The organism is Streptomyces sp. MBT65 (genome assembly GCF_016612545.1).
Lineage (GTDB): Bacteria > Actinomycetota > Actinomycetes > Streptomycetales > Streptomycetaceae > Streptomyces.
In genome coordinates this window covers 1-15,194 of the sequence record NZ_JAENRY010000088.1, presented here as the reverse complement: position 1 = coordinate 15,194, position 15,194 = coordinate 1, and the positions used below count along the sequence as shown (strand labels likewise).

14 protein-coding genes are annotated in these 15,194 nt (G+C 70.6%); 4 read left to right on the top strand and 10 right to left on the bottom strand.

Annotated elements, in window-relative coordinates:
• The first annotated feature begins 108 nt into the window (after positions 1–108).
• A complete protein-coding gene (locus tag JHN63_RS21015) occupies positions 109–2,172 on the top strand; it encodes a restriction endonuclease (protein ID WP_200682654.1) in 2,064 nt (687 codons plus the stop codon).
• Positions 2,173–2,184: 12 nt separating this feature from the next.
• Here JHN63_RS21015 and JHN63_RS21010 read toward each other — a convergent pair whose 3' ends face one another.
• The 4 genes from JHN63_RS21010 to JHN63_RS20995 all read right to left on the bottom strand — a co-directional run bounded on the left by JHN63_RS21010 (position 2,185) and on the right by JHN63_RS20995 (position 5,777).
• Positions 2,185–2,565, bottom strand: a complete 381-nt coding sequence (locus JHN63_RS21010; RefSeq protein ID WP_200682653.1) for a hypothetical protein — start codon at positions 2,563–2,565, stop codon at positions 2,185–2,187.
• Positions 2,566–2,707: 142 nt separating this feature from the next.
• Positions 2,708–3,580, bottom strand: coding sequence for an MHYT domain-containing protein (locus JHN63_RS21005; protein ID WP_200682652.1), 873 nt, complete (start codon positions 3,578–3,580; stop codon positions 2,708–2,710).
• A gap of 439 nt (positions 3,581–4,019) precedes the next feature.
• On the bottom strand, positions 4,020–4,730 hold the full coding sequence (locus JHN63_RS21000; RefSeq protein WP_200682651.1) for an SDR family NAD(P)-dependent oxidoreductase: 711 nt from the start codon (positions 4,728–4,730) through the stop codon (positions 4,020–4,022).
• 66 nt (positions 4,731–4,796) lie between these two features.
• Positions 4,797–5,777, bottom strand: a complete 981-nt coding sequence (locus JHN63_RS20995; RefSeq protein WP_200682650.1) for a DUF4331 family protein — start codon at positions 5,775–5,777, stop codon at positions 4,797–4,799.
• A 358-nt stretch (positions 5,778–6,135) separates the two neighbouring features.
• On the opposite strand from JHN63_RS20995, the gene JHN63_RS20990 reads away from it, so the two are divergent.
• Positions 6,136–7,020, top strand: a complete 885-nt coding sequence (locus JHN63_RS20990; protein WP_200682649.1) for an SDR family oxidoreductase — start codon at positions 6,136–6,138, stop codon at positions 7,018–7,020.
• 10 nt (positions 7,021–7,030) lie between these two features.
• Here JHN63_RS20990 and JHN63_RS20985 read toward each other — a convergent pair whose 3' ends face one another.
• A complete protein-coding gene (locus tag JHN63_RS20985; RefSeq protein WP_307781938.1) occupies positions 7,031–9,808 on the bottom strand; it encodes an AAA family ATPase in 2,778 nt (925 codons plus the stop codon).
• Between the two features lie 134 nt (positions 9,809–9,942).
• Complete coding sequence (locus JHN63_RS20980; RefSeq protein ID WP_200682648.1) at positions 9,943–10,170, bottom strand: hypothetical protein; 228 nt, start codon at positions 10,168–10,170, stop codon at positions 9,943–9,945.
• On the opposite strand from JHN63_RS20980, the gene JHN63_RS54730 reads away from it, so the two are divergent.
• Positions 10,096–10,410, top strand: a complete 315-nt coding sequence (locus JHN63_RS54730) for an alpha/beta fold hydrolase (RefSeq protein ID WP_374222933.1) — start codon at positions 10,096–10,098, stop codon at positions 10,408–10,410. The genes JHN63_RS20980 and JHN63_RS54730 overlap by 75 nt on opposite strands.
• Before the next feature lie 40 nt (positions 10,411–10,450).
• On the opposite strand, the gene JHN63_RS20975 is transcribed toward JHN63_RS54730, so the two are convergent.
• The 4 genes from JHN63_RS20975 to JHN63_RS20960 all read right to left on the bottom strand — a co-directional run bounded on the left by JHN63_RS20975 (position 10,451) and on the right by JHN63_RS20960 (position 14,563).
• A complete protein-coding gene (locus tag JHN63_RS20975) occupies positions 10,451–11,809 on the bottom strand; it encodes an NAD(P)/FAD-dependent oxidoreductase (RefSeq protein WP_200682647.1) in 1,359 nt (452 codons plus the stop codon).
• Positions 11,810–11,962: 153 nt separating this feature from the next.
• A complete protein-coding gene (locus JHN63_RS20970) occupies positions 11,963–12,580 on the bottom strand; it encodes a VOC family protein (RefSeq protein ID WP_200682646.1) in 618 nt (205 codons plus the stop codon).
• Between the two features lie 93 nt (positions 12,581–12,673).
• Positions 12,674–13,714, bottom strand: coding sequence for an alpha/beta fold hydrolase (locus JHN63_RS20965; protein WP_200682645.1), 1,041 nt, complete (start codon positions 13,712–13,714; stop codon positions 12,674–12,676).
• Between the two features lie 153 nt (positions 13,715–13,867).
• Complete coding sequence (locus JHN63_RS20960) at positions 13,868–14,563, bottom strand: type 1 glutamine amidotransferase domain-containing protein (protein ID WP_200682644.1); 696 nt, start codon at positions 14,561–14,563, stop codon at positions 13,868–13,870.
• A 410-nt stretch (positions 14,564–14,973) separates the two neighbouring features.
• Here JHN63_RS20960 and JHN63_RS52840 point away from each other — a divergent pair.
• On the top strand, positions 14,974–15,194 hold a 221-nt coding region (locus tag JHN63_RS52840), incomplete at its 3' end, for a hypothetical protein (protein WP_234477468.1).

Below are 15,194 nucleotides of genomic sequence, written 5' to 3'. Positions count from 1 at the left end.
GGCCGCCCTTGACGAGTGGATATGCGACACGGCAATTGCTGGGTAGAGTTGTCTGGTTACAGCTGGTTGTGGGGACAACCGGAGCGCCTCGGGGAGGGCAAGCACCTGATGAGTCGTCGTTCCACCGGCGTTGTCGGCGTCTGGGCCGAAATGCAACGGCAGCAGCAGCGCCAGATGCAGGCGGAAGCCAGACGACAGAGACAGGAAATGCAGCAGGCGCGCGCCTATCAGCGCCAGGCCGCGCAGAGCCATCGTGAGTACCGCCAGGCGGAAGCGCTGCGTCGTACGGAGGAACTGGACGCACAAGTCGCTTCGCTGCAAGGCCTTCTCGCCTCGGGGTGTCGGGCTCCGGCCTTCAGGGCTTCCTCGCTCCTGCGCTCCGAGCACGTCCAGCCCTTCGCTCCGGGAACGCTGGCGCAGCCCGTGCCCATGCCGGACTTCGGTCAGTACCAGACGCAGAGCGGGTGGACCGCCGGTCGCCGGGCTCAGGCTCAGGCCGAAGCGCGGGCGCGCTTCGAGCGGGACTGGCAGGCGGCGCAGGCGGCGGAAGCCCGTCGACAGCAGCAACTGGCGGCCTACCAGCGGGAGTACCAGCAGTGGGCCGATGCCCAGCTGACCGAGGTGCGTCGGCACAACGCCGGCATCGCCGAGGTGACCGAGGGCGTGAGGCGCCGCGATCCCGAATCCGTGGTCGAGTACTTCTCGGGCGCTCTCTACGCCTCCACCTCGTGGCCGGAGGATTTCCCACGTCAGGTGGTGGCCGCCTACGACCCGGCGGCCCGACAACTGGTGCTGGACTGGGAGTTGCCCGCCTACGGCATCATCCCCGAGGTCAAGTCCGTCCGGTACGTGTCCGGGACGGACCAGGACAAGGAGACCCCCCGACCGGTGGGACAGTGCCGGGCCCTGTACCGAGAGGTACTCGCGCAGTGCACGCTGCTCGTCCTGCACCAGCTCTTCGCCGCGGACGAGCCGGGCGCCCTCGACTCGGTGACGTTGAACGGGTTCGTGGACGGGCACGACCCCACGACGGGCCGACCGGGACACATCTACCTGGCCACCGTCATGGCCTCGCGTTCGACGTTCCACGACCTGCACCTTGCGCAGGTGGACGCGGGCAGTTGTCTGGCCGACGCACTGCGCGGCCAACTCTCGGCTCGCCCCGACCAGTTGTCGCCGGTACGCCCGAGTCGCCTGCCCGTGGACGTCGGCAACCGCGTCGTCACGCACGGCGGCGACGAGGAACCCGACCTGTACGACATGGATCCGATCCTCTTCGAGAACCTCGTCGCCGATCTCTTCCGGGCCATGGGGATGCAGGCGGTCACCACCCAACGCTCCAACGACGGAGGCGTCGACGTCGACGCGCTGGACCCGACACCGATCCGCGGCGGCAAGATCGTCGTCCAGGTGAAGCGCTACCGCAACACGGTTCCGCCCACCGCCGTGCGCGACCTGTACGGGACCGTCCAGGACGCCGGTGCCAACAAGGGCGTTCTCGTGACGACGTCGGGTTTCGGTCCCGGCTCGCACGCCTTCGCCAACGGAAAGCCGCTCGAACTGATCTCGGGCACCGAACTTGTCGACCTGTTGCACCGCCATGGATTGCGGGGACGCCTGGGCGAATCCGCCCGCCGGGCTCCGGCGCGGCCGGTGCCGTCCGCCGACCCGGACACCCGGCTGCCCGACGACTACAACGTCCTGGGCATGTCGTGGACCGGAAGCGTCGTCCTGGACGTGTGCGCCCTCGTGTGTCAGGGCAACCGTGTCCTCAGCGATGAACACTTCGTCTTCTTCAACAACCCTCGGACGGCGGACGGTTCGGTCCGCGCCCTCGCACCCACGGCACCTGACAAGGCCGCGATCCGTGTCTCCTTCGACAGCCTGCCGGACGCGGCCGACCGGTTCGTCCTCGTAGCGGCCGTCGACCCGGAGGCGAACCCCGGAGCGGATCTCTCCGGCTTCACGGACGCCTGCATCCGCCTGCGCGACCCGGGACTGAACGAACTGGGACGACTCGACGTCTCCGACGGCCGGCCACGCGAAACCGCCCTCGTACTCGGCTCGTTCCGTCGACGGTCGAGCGGGGACTGGGACTTCGTGCTCGGCGGCAAGGGCTATACCGGCGGCCTGGAAGAACTCGTCCGGGACTTCGGCATCGACGTGGACTAGATCCGCCCATGCCTACGTCAGGACGAACGGCACGGTGATGGTGAGGTGTTCGTCGGTGGTCGGCAGCGGGGTGGCAAGAGCGTCCATACGAGCTGCGAGATGGCCGATCACCCGGCTGGTCAGCTCCTCGTCCCACTCCGCCGTGCCGTCCGGTGGCAGGCGCATCTCCTCCTCGGCAGGAGGGTTGTCACCGAGGTAGCGCGCGGTGTCCTTGTTGACGACCCAACAGGCCAGCGCGATCTTCACCTGCCCTGGTGCCGCCCACCGCGCCCGTACGTGGGCGCACATGCTGAAGTCGTCCCCGCCGAAGGTGACGGTCGTGGAGAACGACCTGCCACGGGGGTACTGCCGTACCAACTCGAGGACCGCTGGTTCCACAACGGCTCGCGCCATAGGTTCCGAATACACAGTCCGCCCCCCTGTCGAGCCTGGTCCTCAGCATCCCAGACGGGGTCTGCCACGGACAGATCGCCTGCTAACGTGACCTGACACCCGCACGCGGATGTCAGGTCACGTCAGGTCAGGTCAGGTCAGGTCACCAGGAGGTATGGCCCTGGGACGGCTGGGTCGACTGGGCGGACTGGGCCGGCTGCTTCGGCGGGAAGACGGAGTCGCCGCCGAACAGCGGGGCGGTCACGGGCTCCAGCATCGTCGTCTCGGCCTCGCCGATCATCATGTCCGGGTCGAACATGACGATCACGGCGGCGACCAGGAGAACGACGAGCGGACCCGCGAGCATGACCAGGAGGAACGCGACCAGGTCGGCCGACGACTGCGAGGACCCGGCCAGGTTCGTGAGGTGCACGGAGACCGCGGCCATGCCGGTGTAGTGCATACCGGTCACGGCCACGCCCATCACCAGGCTCGCGCCGAGGCTCGCCCACAGCGCGTGGATGGAGACCGCCGCCCACAGCGCCGCGGTGGCGGCGGCGACCGCGATCACGATGGAGAGGACCACGGTCGGCATGTCGTAGTGGAGGCTGCCGTTCGTGTGGATGGCGGCCATGCCGAGGTAGTGCATGGCCGCGACACCGAGCCCGGTGACCGTGCCAGCCACGCCCAGGTTCAGCGGGGATCCGCCGCGGTAGCCGACGAGGAAGACCCCTATCGCGACCACCGCGATCGCCACGAAGAGGCTCAGGATCGTCTTCGTGGTGTCGTAGTTGACCAGCGCGCCCTCGACGCTGAAGCCGATCATCGCGATGAAGTGCATGGTCCAGATGCCGCAGCCGATCGAGACGGCGCCCAGCGCCAGCCAGCGGGCTCTGTGTTGCGGACGACGCAGCGAACGGGTCGTGCAGCGCAGCCCGAGGGCCGCTCCCAGGCACGCCATCAGATAGGCGGCGACGGGGGTCACCGCGCCGTAGTAGAAATCGGAAACGGTAGCGGCGGTGGCTGTGACGGTCATGCGCGGTTCCCTTCACGTACGTGCCGACGAGCGGCAGCGCAGTCGCGGTGTGCCGGCACGCTGACGTGACGCACGTTCCCGTCCGGCGGGCCGCGGACAGTCGCGGGCCATGCCGGGCACGGGCCGGTGTCCTGGCCTCCGGTCGGGAAGGCGCGGCGACACAGGATGCGCTACGGCAGGGGCGCGCGCGGATCGACCACTCCCGCCCCTACCGCACGTTCGTACCGGCTCGGCCGGGCGGACTGACCTGCGTGAGCGCGCGGACATCCTGCTGGTCAACGACAGGACACGGGGAACCGAGCGGTCGAGATCTGGCCACCTGGCCGAGTTGTGCATGATTCAATCACGGCTTTCACACATTTCCTGCACAACCCGGATAGGTGTTAGCCGAATCGATACTTCACCACTACTGCTCACAAAGCCCACCACCGCCGGGAGTTCACCGTCCGGCACTCTGCCCGCCGTCCACACGGAGGATCTCGCCGGTGACGAAGGTCGCGTTCTCCAGGAAGACGATCGCGTCGACGACATCGGTGACCTCGCCCATCCGCCCGAGCGGGTGCAGCGCGGCGAGACTCGCGGATGTCTCTGGGTGCATGGGGGTCCGGATGACGCCGAGCGCGACCGCGTTGCTGCGGATGCCCCGGGAGGCGTACTCGATCGCCAGCGCCTTGGTGGCGGACTGCAGCCCGCCCTTGGTGAGGGAGGCCAGCAGCGCGGGGATCCTGGAGTTGGCGTGGTCGGCGAGGCTGGTGCTGATCTGGACGATGTGACCGGTGCCCTGACGCAGCATCTGCCGGACGGCAAGCTGGGTGATGTGGAAGAAGCCCGTCAGGTTGACGCCGATGACCGCCTCGTACTCCTCCCGGGAGTAGTCGGTGAACGGTTTGGCGAGGTAGAGGCCCGCGTTGTTGACGAGGGTGTCGATCCGGCCGAACCGTTCGATCGCCGCGTCGGCCACGCGCTCGGCCGTGGCCGGATCGGCGATGTCGCCCCGGACCGTCACGACGTCCGGGTCCTCGGACGGGGAGATGCCGCGCGAGGTCGCGACGACGCGGTGGCCGAGCTTCCGGTACGCCTCGACCAGGCCGGCGCCGATGCCCTGCGAGGCGCCGGTGATGACGGCGACCTTCTTCACGGGGATGTCCATGACGGCCCTCCGGGTGGTGCGGCGCGGACGGCCCTTGCCGGCCGGTCTCGCTCGGGTGGGGCACGACTACCTGTGCGGAGGCCCCAGGTGCGGGAACTCGGCCAGCAGGTCGTCATGCGACGGCACCCCGCCCTCGGCGACCTTTCCGTTGGTCAGGAAGGCCATCCGGGCGATGAAGACGTCATCGGTGAGAGCCCGCCCGTTGGGATAGGCGGCCGGTAGCCCGCGGTCGTAGTGCAGGAGGTCCGGCAGGACGGTGGCGGCCGCCGCACGCGCCTCGGCGGACGGATAGCCGTTCCCCTCAAGGATTTTCGTCCACGGTTCCAGATACGTCGCCACGTCGTCCGCCGGATGCCCGGTGTTGTACGCGTCCTTGGCGTAATCGGGATTGATGAACGGATTGATCGTCGGGTGCCCGCCCCGGTCCACCTGCACGAGCGTGCCGTCGCGGCGCACGCCGACCGTCGCCCACAGGTGGATCACCGGTTCCGGGCCGAGCATGTCGTCGGGCACCTCCAGCGCGATGCACTGCACGTCCTTGCCGGCGAAGGCGTCCTCTCCCGTCCACTCGAAACCGTGCAGGGCGCCCTCGGCGTCGGCGAAGAACGGATCGCTCCGTACGCCGGTGAACAGTCGGCAGCGGCCCGCGCGCACGGGCCGCGCGGATGCGTCGAAGCCGACCGGTACGGCACTCGCGAGCACCTCACCGCTCGGCTCGGCGCTGCGGGCGTCGGCGCCGACCGCGTAGAACACCGTGCCCGTCTGCCCACCGCCGCTCGCCTCCGTGAACACGAACGAGAAGGCGGCGTCGGCCTGGTTGTCGCCGTCGTTGTCGATGTTGATCCGGTACACCGCGTCCGGGTTCAGTTCCGCACTCATCAGGAAGGGCGGGGTCGCGCTCAGACCCGTCGTGAACGGGTTCACATCGATGATCAACACCGTTCTGCCGGAGTCGCCGGACGCCGGGAAGGCGTACAGGTCGGTCAGGTCCAGGCGCGCGTCGTCGCCGGGAAACTTGAGATAGGCCGCACTGAAGTGGTTGGACATGGCGATTCCGATTCCCTCGATCGGCCACGAGGGGGTCACGCAGTGCCGTCTTCGTCGCCTTGGCGCTGCGGCTCGCGGGACGGTGAGCAGATCTTCTTCCACTGTCCATCAGCGTCGGGGCCCTCGCGCCCGGGGAACTCACTGGTCCGTCCCGGGACGAGCGGCAGGGGACGGGCGACCCCCTGGCCGGCCGCGGGCCAGGGAGGACCACGGGCGCGAGCAGCCGCCCGGCCGACCGATCCTGGACGGGAACATGGGTGAGAAGGACCGACATGGAGTACCTGACCACGATGAAGACCCGGGTTCCGGGCGGAATCCCGGCCTGTGGCAGGCCGAGCGAACCGGGCAGATGTCGGACATGCCGCGCTCCCCGCCGCACACCGACCGGCTCACCGTCGAGACGGTGTCGCCGACCCGCCACCCCGGCGACCCGGCGAGCGTCCGGGGAACCCGGCGTTGCCGACGACTCGACCGCCCGACCGACATCGCCATCACGTCGACCATCGACACGACGGAGTACGCCGTGAACGATCTCTCAGGAAGCACCGTCGTCGTCATCGGCGGCACCTCCGGCATCGGGTTGGAGACGGCGCGCCAGGCGCACGCGGCCGGCGCGCAGATCGTCATCAGCGGGCGCGACGAGACACGGCTCGCCGTCGCGCGTGACGAGCTGGACGCGTCGGCCACGAGGCTCGACCTGGGGGACGCCGCGGGGCTGCACCGGTTCTTCACGGAGCTGCCCGCTCCGGTCGACCACGTCCTCGTCGCCGGTGGCGGACCGATCTACGCTCCGATCGTCGACATGGACTTCGACCTGGCGCGAAACGTCCTCGACGAGCATCTGCTGGGATCACTGCGCGTCGCACGGGAGTGCGCGACATACGTCCGCCCGGGCGGATCACTGACGTACATCACCGGCACGCATGCCCGCCGCCCCGGCCCAGGTCTGAGTGTCGCGGCCATCGCGGCGGCGGCTCTGCCCGCCGTCACGGCCAATGCCGCCCTCGAGATCGCCCCGGTCCGGGTCAACGCCATCGCCGCCGGGTTCGTCGACACCCCGCTGTCCGCCCGCCTGCTCGGCGACGAACTGGAGCGTCGCCGCGCGGAGTTGCGCACCGCGCTGCCGATTCGGCGGGTCGTGGGCCCGTCGGACGTGGCCTCGCTCGCGCTGCATCTGATGACCAACACGGCACTCACCGGGGCGACCTACGACATCGACGGCGGCCAGCAGCTCATCCCCTGAGCCCTGACTCCTACTCCGATGTGGCCTCGTACCCGGCGCGGGGCAGGACGTCGCGGAGCTGTCTGCGGGAGGTGATCGACAGCTTGGTGAAGATCTTCCGCAGATGCCACTCGACCGTTCGCGGGCTCAGGAACAGACGGGATCCGACCTCCGGGTTGGAGAAGCCGTCCTGCACGAGCGACGCGATCTGCTTCTCCTGCGGGGTCAGTTCGTCGCTCGACGAGGCCTCGATCGTGCGCTTGCGAGCGGTCTCCCCCGTGGCGAGCAGTTCGCGACGGGCTCGTTCGGCGAACGCCTCCATGCCGATCGACGCGAACATCTCGTAGGCCGTACGGAGATGGCCCCGTGCATCGCTGCGCTGCCGGTCACGGCGCAGCCACTCGCCGTACAGCAGGTGTGCCCGCGCCAGTTCGGGGCGCAGTGGTGTCCGGCCCAGCCGCTCGATCGCCCGGCGGTGGAGTCGGTCCGCGGGTGCCCCGGTGCTGAGCAGGGCACGGCAGCGGGCCAGGATTCCCTGCGCCCAGTCGGTGTCGCACGGCCCCGCGGCCTCCGTGAGCCGTTCGAGCGCGTCACGGGCGACCTCGTCCTCGCCGATGCGCGCCGCCGCCTCGACGAGTTCGGGCAACACCCAGGCGGAGACCCACAGTTCGGCGATCCGACTGCCGATCTTGGCTGCCGGCATGGCCTGGTCGTAGCGGGCGAGGCCGTTGTAGAGGACGGCGGCGGCCCAGTGGGCGGCGGCGACTCCCGTCAACTGGCCGCTCGCACCGGCTTGTTCGATCGTGGTGGCGATGAGCGCCTCGGCTTCGGCGCCACGGCCCCGCAGTGCGCTGAGCCGCAGTTCGACGTGCGGCGCCAGGGGGATGCCGGTCGCCGCGGCGACGACGTCCGCCTCCTCGACGATCGACGCGGCAGCGGTGAAGTCCCCGGTCCAGGTGGTCGCCAGGCCCAACGACGCGAGACAGAAAGGGAGTTCGCTCAGAGCACCCGCGGTGCGCACCACCTCGACGGCCCTGCCGTACATGCTGCGCATGGCCCGGTCGTCCCAGGCGGCCGCACTGAGACCGTTGGCCACCCAGCCCCACTTCAGGACGTCGGACGCGGGAAGATCCGCGAGCGCCGTGACCGCCCGCCGGAGCGCGGGGACGGCGGCGGCGCGGCCCTCGGTGCCGAGCAGCGCGCAGGCCTCGATCACGAGGTCGAGGGCCTGGGGGGTTCCGGTCGTCGCCGGAAGTGCTCTCATCGCCCGGGAGACCGCCAGCAGGCTGTCCGCGTCCGCGGCGACCAGTGCCGAGGTGCCCCACGCGATCAGATAGGTCTCGCGTGCGAGGCCCTCGTCGAAGGGCTCCAGTCGCTGTGCGGCGGTCAGCAGCAGCGGTGGCGCCTCCTGGTTGAGGCGGGCGGCGAACGTGAGGTGGCTGCGTACGAGTTGGGTCCGGGCGCGGTGGAACTCGCTCCGGGCGTACTGGTCCGCGATGTCGACGAACCGGTGGGCGGCATCGAGATCGCCGGCCCGGAGGCTGATGTCCGCCGCCGCCACAGCGCGTTCGGCGCGCCGTGAGGTGTCGCCGGTGAGTGCCAGGGACCGTTGCAGGAACGCGGCCGCGGCGGCCAGGCCGCCGCGCGCCTGCGCGCGGTCGGCGGAGCGTTCGAGCTCGGCGGCGACGGACTCGTCGGGGCCCGCGGTGGCGGACGCGAGGTGCCAGGCACGTCGGTCCGGGTCGGCCTGCGGGTCGGTGGCCTCCGCGAGGGCGAGGTGCACGGCCCGGCGGTCCTCCTCCGTCGCCGACCGGTACACGGCCGACCGTACGAGCGGGTGGCGGAACGTGACGCGGATGTCGAACGACGCCAGCCCGTCCGTGCCGCCGGCGAGAGCCGTCCGCGGTGTCAGGCCGAGCCGGTCGGCCGCCGCCCACACCAGGCCGGGGTCGCCGACCGGTTCCGCGGCGGCGATCAGCAGGAGCTGCCGGGTCTCGTCCGGGAGGGCCTCGATCCGGCTCAGGAAGCCCTGCTCGACAAGGCCCGGCCGTGTGTCACCGGTCAAGAGGCCGAATCCTCCGGCGAGTTGGGTGACGGTCAACCCGCGGGGCAGTTCGAGGAGTGCCAGGGGATTGCCCTTGGTCTCCGCGACCAGGCGGTCGCGGATGTCCTGGTCGAGCCGGGTGTGGGTGACCGAGTCGAGCAGGGTGTGGGCGTCGGTGGTGCCCAGCCCGGAGATCTCCAGCTCCGGCAGTCCGAGCAGGTCCTGAGGTCCCTCGCGGGCTCCGAAGATCAGGGCGACCGACTCCGCCGGCAGCCGGCGGGCGACGAAGCCCAGGATCTGCGCCGAGACCCGGTCCATCCACTGCGCGTCGTCGACCAGACAGAGCAGCGGGTGCTTCTCGGAGGCTTCCGAGAGGAGGCCGAGGACCGCTGTTCCGACCAGGAACCGATCGGGCGGGGGTCCCGCGCGTATCCCGAACACCGTCTCCAGTGCGGCGCACTGCGGCTGGGGAAGGTTCTTCAGACGTTCCAGCAGCGGCACGCACACCTGGTGCAGGGTGGCGAACGCGAGCTCCATCTCGGATTCGATGCCGACGGCGTGCAGAACGCGCAGGTCGGTCGCCGCCCGGGTGGCGTAGTCGAGGAGGGCGGATTTTCCGACACCGGGTGGGCCGTGGACCACGAGCGTGCTGCTCTCCCCGGTGCGGGCCGCGCTGATCATCCGGTCGAGCAGGGCGCACTCGGTCCGTCTGCCGAGCAGGCCGACCTTTGCCCCGTCCCGTGAGCTGTGCTCCACATGGGCCACGGTTGCCCGCCTTCGTCGCGGTCTGCCCCCTACAGCACGCTACAGGGGTGGCACCGCGGTCTGAATCCTGGCGGGGTAAAACCACTCTTCGTGGTCCCGCCGCATGCGGCGGGTCAAGCCACTGACGGAGAACTTCAGGTCAGGAAGGCCCGGATCCGCCGGGCGGCCTCGTCGGCGCAGGTGTCAAGGACGAAGAGGCCGCCGTCGAGCAGACACACCCCGGCGCCGGGCAGGTCCGCCCGGTACGCCTCGGCCTCCTGCGCCGGCCGGTTCAGGAAGGCGCGCGGATGTACGAACCCCTCCTCGATCGCCTGGCCGACCGGTGGCGCCTGATCGCACCCGACTACCCGGGGTTCGGCCACAGCGACGCTCCCGCGCCTTGCGAGTTCGCGTACACCTTCGACCACCTGGCCGACACGACGCGCCTTCTGGGCCGATCGTGGCCCCCACGAGCCGGAGCTGCGGGAGAACCTCCTGTCCCTGACCGCCACCCGCGGATGACAGCTGGGCGACGACGCCGCGACCGACCGTTACGACCCCGACCTGGGAAGCCGTGCAGGAGCAGCAGGACGGGCGCGTCGGGCGGGCCGGCCTCGCGGTAGAAGATCTCGAGGTCGTCGACCTTCAGCGTGCGGTAGCGCGTCACGTCGACGCCTTCCCGTCCGCGTCCCGGATCTGATCGTGCAGGTCCTTGAGTGCGGCGACGTAGATCTCCGAGAACGTGGGGAACGGCTGGATCGTGTCCCGCAGTACGTCCAGCGGGATGCGGGCGCGGACGGCGAGGGTCGCCTGTTGCAGCCACTCCCCCGCCTCCGGGCCGAGGGCATGTGCGCCGGTGATCACCCGGCCGTCGCTGAGCAGCGTGAGGAACCCGTTGGCGTCGGCGTAGGCACGGGTGTAGGCCGCGGTCTTGGCCACCCCGGAGATCGGGACGGTGGCGCTGAACCGTGCCTCGCCCGCGCCCACCGACGCGGCCTGCGGATCGGTGTAGACCACGCGGGGTACGGCGGTGTAGTCGGCCTCGCGGGGTTCGCCGAGGATGTTGGCCGCGACGACCTCGCCCTGGTACTTGCCGACGTGGGTGAGCATCCAGAGTCCGGTGGCGTCGCCGACGACCCACAGCCGCTCGGCGGCACGCAGACGCGCGTCGACGGGAATGCCGTGCTCGTCGGCCTTCACCCCTACCGTGTCCAGGCCGATGTCGTCGACGCGCGGGCGTCGTCCGGTGGCCACGAGGAGGTGGTCGCCGTGCAGTTCCTGTCCGTCGTCGAGCGTCAGGACGTAGTCCTCGCCCTCGCGCCGGGCCGCGACCGTACCCTGCCCGAGGACCAGCTCGACCCCGTCGCGGCGCAGCACCTCGCCGAGCGCCTCGCCCAGCGGCCGGGGCTCGCGGGGCAGGACGGTCCGGCCGTGGGCCGTGAGGACCACCTCGCCGCCGAGACGGCGTACGGCCTGGGCCATCTCCACCCCGACCGGACCGGCGCCGAGCACGATCAGCCGGCGCGGGACCGCCTTCATGCCCGTCACCTCACGGTTGGTCCACACGCCGGCCAGCTCGGCCAGGCCCGGAACCGGCGGCATGACCGGTGCCGCCCCGGTGGCCACGACGACGTGCTCGGCGGTGTGCCGGCCTCCGGCCACCTCCACGACACCCGGTCCGGCCAGGCGGCCGGTGCCGCGCAGCAGATCGATGCCGTTGTCGGCCAGCCAGCGTTCCTGTCCGGCGTCGGAGTAGTCCGACACCATGAAGTCCCGCCAGGCCAGGGCCTGTTCGACGTCGACCTGGGCGCTCGCCGCCGCCTCTCGGGCACCGTGCACGGCCTCGCCCGGGCGCAGCAACGTCTTCGACGGGATGCACGCCCAGTACGAGCACTCCCCGCCGACCAGTTCACGCTCCACCAGCGCGACCCGCAGGCCGCCGTCGGCCAGGGCCCCGGCGCAGTGCTCGCCGGGCGATCCCCCGCCCATCACGATGACGTCGTAGTCGTGGTCGTGGCTCATCCGTGTCCTCCTCGCCTGCGGCTGCCACGTCTGGTCACCGGCGCGGACCGGAATCGCGTCGAGGGCCGCTTCCTCCCTTCGGGGACGACGCGGCACCGAGGTCGTTGCCCACCTCGCGCTCGACCCGGCGCCGCCGCCCGGACGGACGCCTGCTCAGGACGGCAACTCGGTACCTGCCTGCTCGCTCACCATGTACCGCGCGTACCAGTCGGGCCAGTCCGGGTCCTCCGCACCGATGCGCGCCTCGTGCTCGCCGTGCGCGGCGGCGGCGCGGCGCAGTGCGCCCGCCAGATCCTCGGCCGAGGCGAACGTCGTGGCCGCCGGGTCCACGCGGCCCGGGAGCCGGGTGGTGATCTCCTGGAGGATCCAGCCGTTGCCGTCCGGGTCGGCGAACGACACGAACGAGCCGTAGCTGGTGCGCTGCGGGTCCGGACCGGGCACCCGGCCGTCGGTCCCGGCATGGTGGAAGACGCCGCCCTCGTCGTGGAACACATCGCTCGGGTCCGCGCCGAGCCGCTTGAGTTCGTCGCGGGCGGCGGCGATGTCGTCCACGACCAGATGCAGACCCTGGGCGGAGCCCGGTGTCTGGGATGTGACCGAGGTGCCGAAGATGACCGAGGCCGGGGAACCCGGCGGGGTCACCTGCACCACCCGGAAGTCCTCACCGGTCGCGACATCGGCATCGAGCCGCCAGCCCAGCGCCGTGTAGAAGTCCTTGGCCCGGTCCACGTCCCCGACCGGCACCACGACGACTTCGAGCTTCATGTCCATGGGATGTACCTCCGTCCTCGGACGAACTTCAGACTCCACCAGCTTGGCCGCCACCGCCCCGGTTCGCGCCAGGGAGTCCCCCTGGCACGCGGGTCAGAGCCGGTCGGCGTCCAGGACCGCACGGGCGAACGCCTCCGGCGCCTCCTGGGGCACGTTGTGCCCGATGCCGTCGAGGGCACGGTGGTCGTACGGGCCGGTGAACTTTCCCCGGTACGCGCTCCCGTCGCCCGCCGGGGTGAAGGGGTCCAGCGCACCGTCGAGGGTGATCGTGGGGACGGCGATGGCCGGGCCGGCCGCGAGCCTGGCCTCGATGCCGTCGTAGCGGGGGTCCCCCGCGGCGAGGCCGAGGCGCCAGCGGTAGTTGTGGATCACGATGCCGACGTAGTCCGGGTTCTCGAAGGCCTTCGCGGTACGGTCGAAGGTGGCGTCGTCGAACTGCCAGGTCGGGGAGACGTTGCGCCAGATCAGCTTGGCGAAGTCGTGCCCGTACCGGGTCAGGCCCAGCTCACCGCGCTCGGTGGCGAAGTAGTACTGGTACCACCACGCCAACTCGGCCGCCGGGGGCAGCGGTTGCTTGTTCTTCTCCCGGTTGGTGATGAGGTAGCCGGTGACCGACACCAGCGCCTTGCAGCGCCCCGGCCACAGCGCCGCGATGATGTCGGCCGTCCGCGCTCCCCAGTCGAAGCCGCCGAGCAGCGCCTTCTCGATCCGCAGGGCGTCCATCAGGGCGATGATGTCCAGCGCCACCACCGCCTGCTGGCCGTTGCGGAAGGCCTTCGCCGACCGGAACGTGGTGGTGCCGTAGCCCCGCAGGTAGGGCACGATCACCCGGTACCCCTCGGCGGCCAGCAGGGGCGCGACGTCCACATAACTGTGGATGTCGTACGGCCATCCGTGCAGCAGGACGACCACCGGGCCCTTCGCCGGGCCGACTTCGGCGTAACCGATGGTCAACTCACCGGCTCTGACCTGCTTCAGCGAGTCGAAGGACGTACGGCCCTTCGCCTGCCCGGCAGTTGAGGCCTCCGCCGCGGCGGGGGCGGCGGACGCGGGGGACGAGCTGAGCCAACCGGTCAGGGACGCGGCCGCGGTCCCGGCTCCGATGGTCTTGCCTAGGGCTCGCCTGTTGATCATGTGTACCGTCCTGCCTCTGGGTGTGCCGGGTGCCGCCCGCGGGAGGGCGGCCTCGATCAGGTTCGACCGCCGGTCGTCCTGGGCGCCACGACCGGCTTCCTCCTATGTGGGAGACACCGCCTCTCGCTCAGGGACCAGTCATGCGCGAGAGCGCTACTTCAGCAACTCCAGCAGCCGCTCACCGAGGACCGCGGCCGAGTCGGGGTTCTGCCCGGTGATGAGGTTGCGGTCCTCCACCATGTACGGCTTCCAGATCTCGCCACGGCTGAACTCGACGCCGATCTTGTCCTTCAGCTCCGTCTCCAGCAGCCACGTCACCCTGGAGGCCAGGCCGACGCCTTCCTCCTCGTCGTTGGTGAAGCACGTCATCCGGTAGCCCTTGAAGGGCGACACACCGTGGATCCTCGTGGCGAGGATCGCGGAGGGACCGTGACACACGATCGCGAGCGGCCTTCCCGAGGCGAGCTGCGCGGTCAGGATCCGGCCCACGTCGGCGTCCCATGCCAGGTCCGCCATCGGGCCGTGGCCGCCGGGCAGGTACACCGCGTCGTAGTCCTCGACACGGACGTCCGACAACTGGAGCGGTCGCCGCATCACCTCCGCGGACCGGATGATCTCCTCCAGTTCGAGGGCGCCCTGCTCACCGCCCGTCATGGAGGGGCGCAGGCTCATCATGTCGACGTTCGGTGTCACGCCGTTCGGTGTCGCGACCACGACGTCGTGACCCGCCTCCGTGATCAGCTTGTACGGGGCCGCGAACTCCTCGGCCCAGTACCCGGTCGCGTACCTGGTGCCGTCCTTGAGCACCCAGTACGTGGCTCCGGTCAGTACGAAAAGAACTTTCGCCATCGCGATCACTCCTGCCGTCCAGGGTCCGGCCCCTGCGTTCACACTGCGGAGCCGCCATCTGCTGCCACGGTCCCGCACGCGACCTCTCGGTCGCACCGGTGGGACACCCTGGTCGTGGTCCCCGGACCCGAGGCAAGCCACGGGGCGGGAGGTGAGGTCTACGGCTCAGCCGCTCCGTCGAGGGTTCTCCTGCGCCGTCCCGGCCGCCGCCTGCGTATGAATCGGGTGCAGCGGGTCGTCTGAATCGGGTACAGCGGGTCGTCCAGGACCCGGTCCGCCACCCGGTGCGCAGAGGTGACGGCCTCCCGCGGCGGCCCGGTGGCGTCTGTCATGGCGCCCAACGCGGCCTCGGCTTCGCGGAGTTGCGCGACGGCCGGCACCTTGTGCGGCCCCGAGTCGGTGGGTGCCCGGTGCCGTCCCTTCACCGACCGAGCCGGGCCGACTCGGGGTGCGGCGCGGCGATCCCTTCCAGCGGCACCAAGGCCGGTCTCAGGAGACGGTACGGCGACGGCTTCACCGGAGGGGGCGGTTCCGCCTCGGCGTCGGTTGCCGCCGCCGTCGGCTTCTTCCGCCGCGTCCTCGACCTGCTCGGGAATCTCAGGCATCTCAGGGACCTCGGGGACCTCGGGGA

Excerpts from the sequence above, each read along its gene's own strand:
- JHN63_RS21015 (WP_200682654.1), top strand. The coding sequence starts at position 109 with ATGAGTCGTCGTTCCACCGGCGTTGTCGGCGTCTGGGCCGAAATGCAA.
- JHN63_RS21010 (WP_200682653.1), bottom strand. The coding sequence starts at position 2,565 with ATGGCGCGAGCCGTTGTGGAACCAGCGGTCCTCGAGTTGGTACGGCAG.
- JHN63_RS21005 (WP_200682652.1), bottom strand. The coding sequence starts at position 3,580 with ATGACCGTCACAGCCACCGCCGCTACCGTTTCCGATTTCTACTACGGC.
- JHN63_RS21000 (WP_200682651.1), bottom strand. The coding sequence starts at position 4,730 with ATGGACATCCCCGTGAAGAAGGTCGCCGTCATCACCGGCGCCTCGCAG.
- JHN63_RS20995 (WP_200682650.1), bottom strand. The coding sequence starts at position 5,777 with ATGTCCAACCACTTCAGTGCGGCCTATCTCAAGTTTCCCGGCGACGAC.
- JHN63_RS20990 (WP_200682649.1), top strand. The coding sequence starts at position 6,136 with ATGCCGCGCTCCCCGCCGCACACCGACCGGCTCACCGTCGAGACGGTG.
- JHN63_RS54730 (WP_374222933.1), top strand. The coding sequence starts at position 10,096 with ATGTACGAACCCCTCCTCGATCGCCTGGCCGACCGGTGGCGCCTGATC.
- JHN63_RS20975 (WP_200682647.1), bottom strand. The coding sequence starts at position 11,809 with ATGAGCCACGACCACGACTACGACGTCATCGTGATGGGCGGGGGATCG.
- JHN63_RS20970 (WP_200682646.1), bottom strand. The coding sequence starts at position 12,580 with ATGGACATGAAGCTCGAAGTCGTCGTGGTGCCGGTCGGGGACGTGGAC.
- JHN63_RS20965 (WP_200682645.1), bottom strand. The coding sequence starts at position 13,714 with ATGATCAACAGGCGAGCCCTAGGCAAGACCATCGGAGCCGGGACCGCG.
- JHN63_RS20960 (WP_200682644.1), bottom strand. The coding sequence starts at position 14,563 with ATGGCGAAAGTTCTTTTCGTACTGACCGGAGCCACGTACTGGGTGCTC.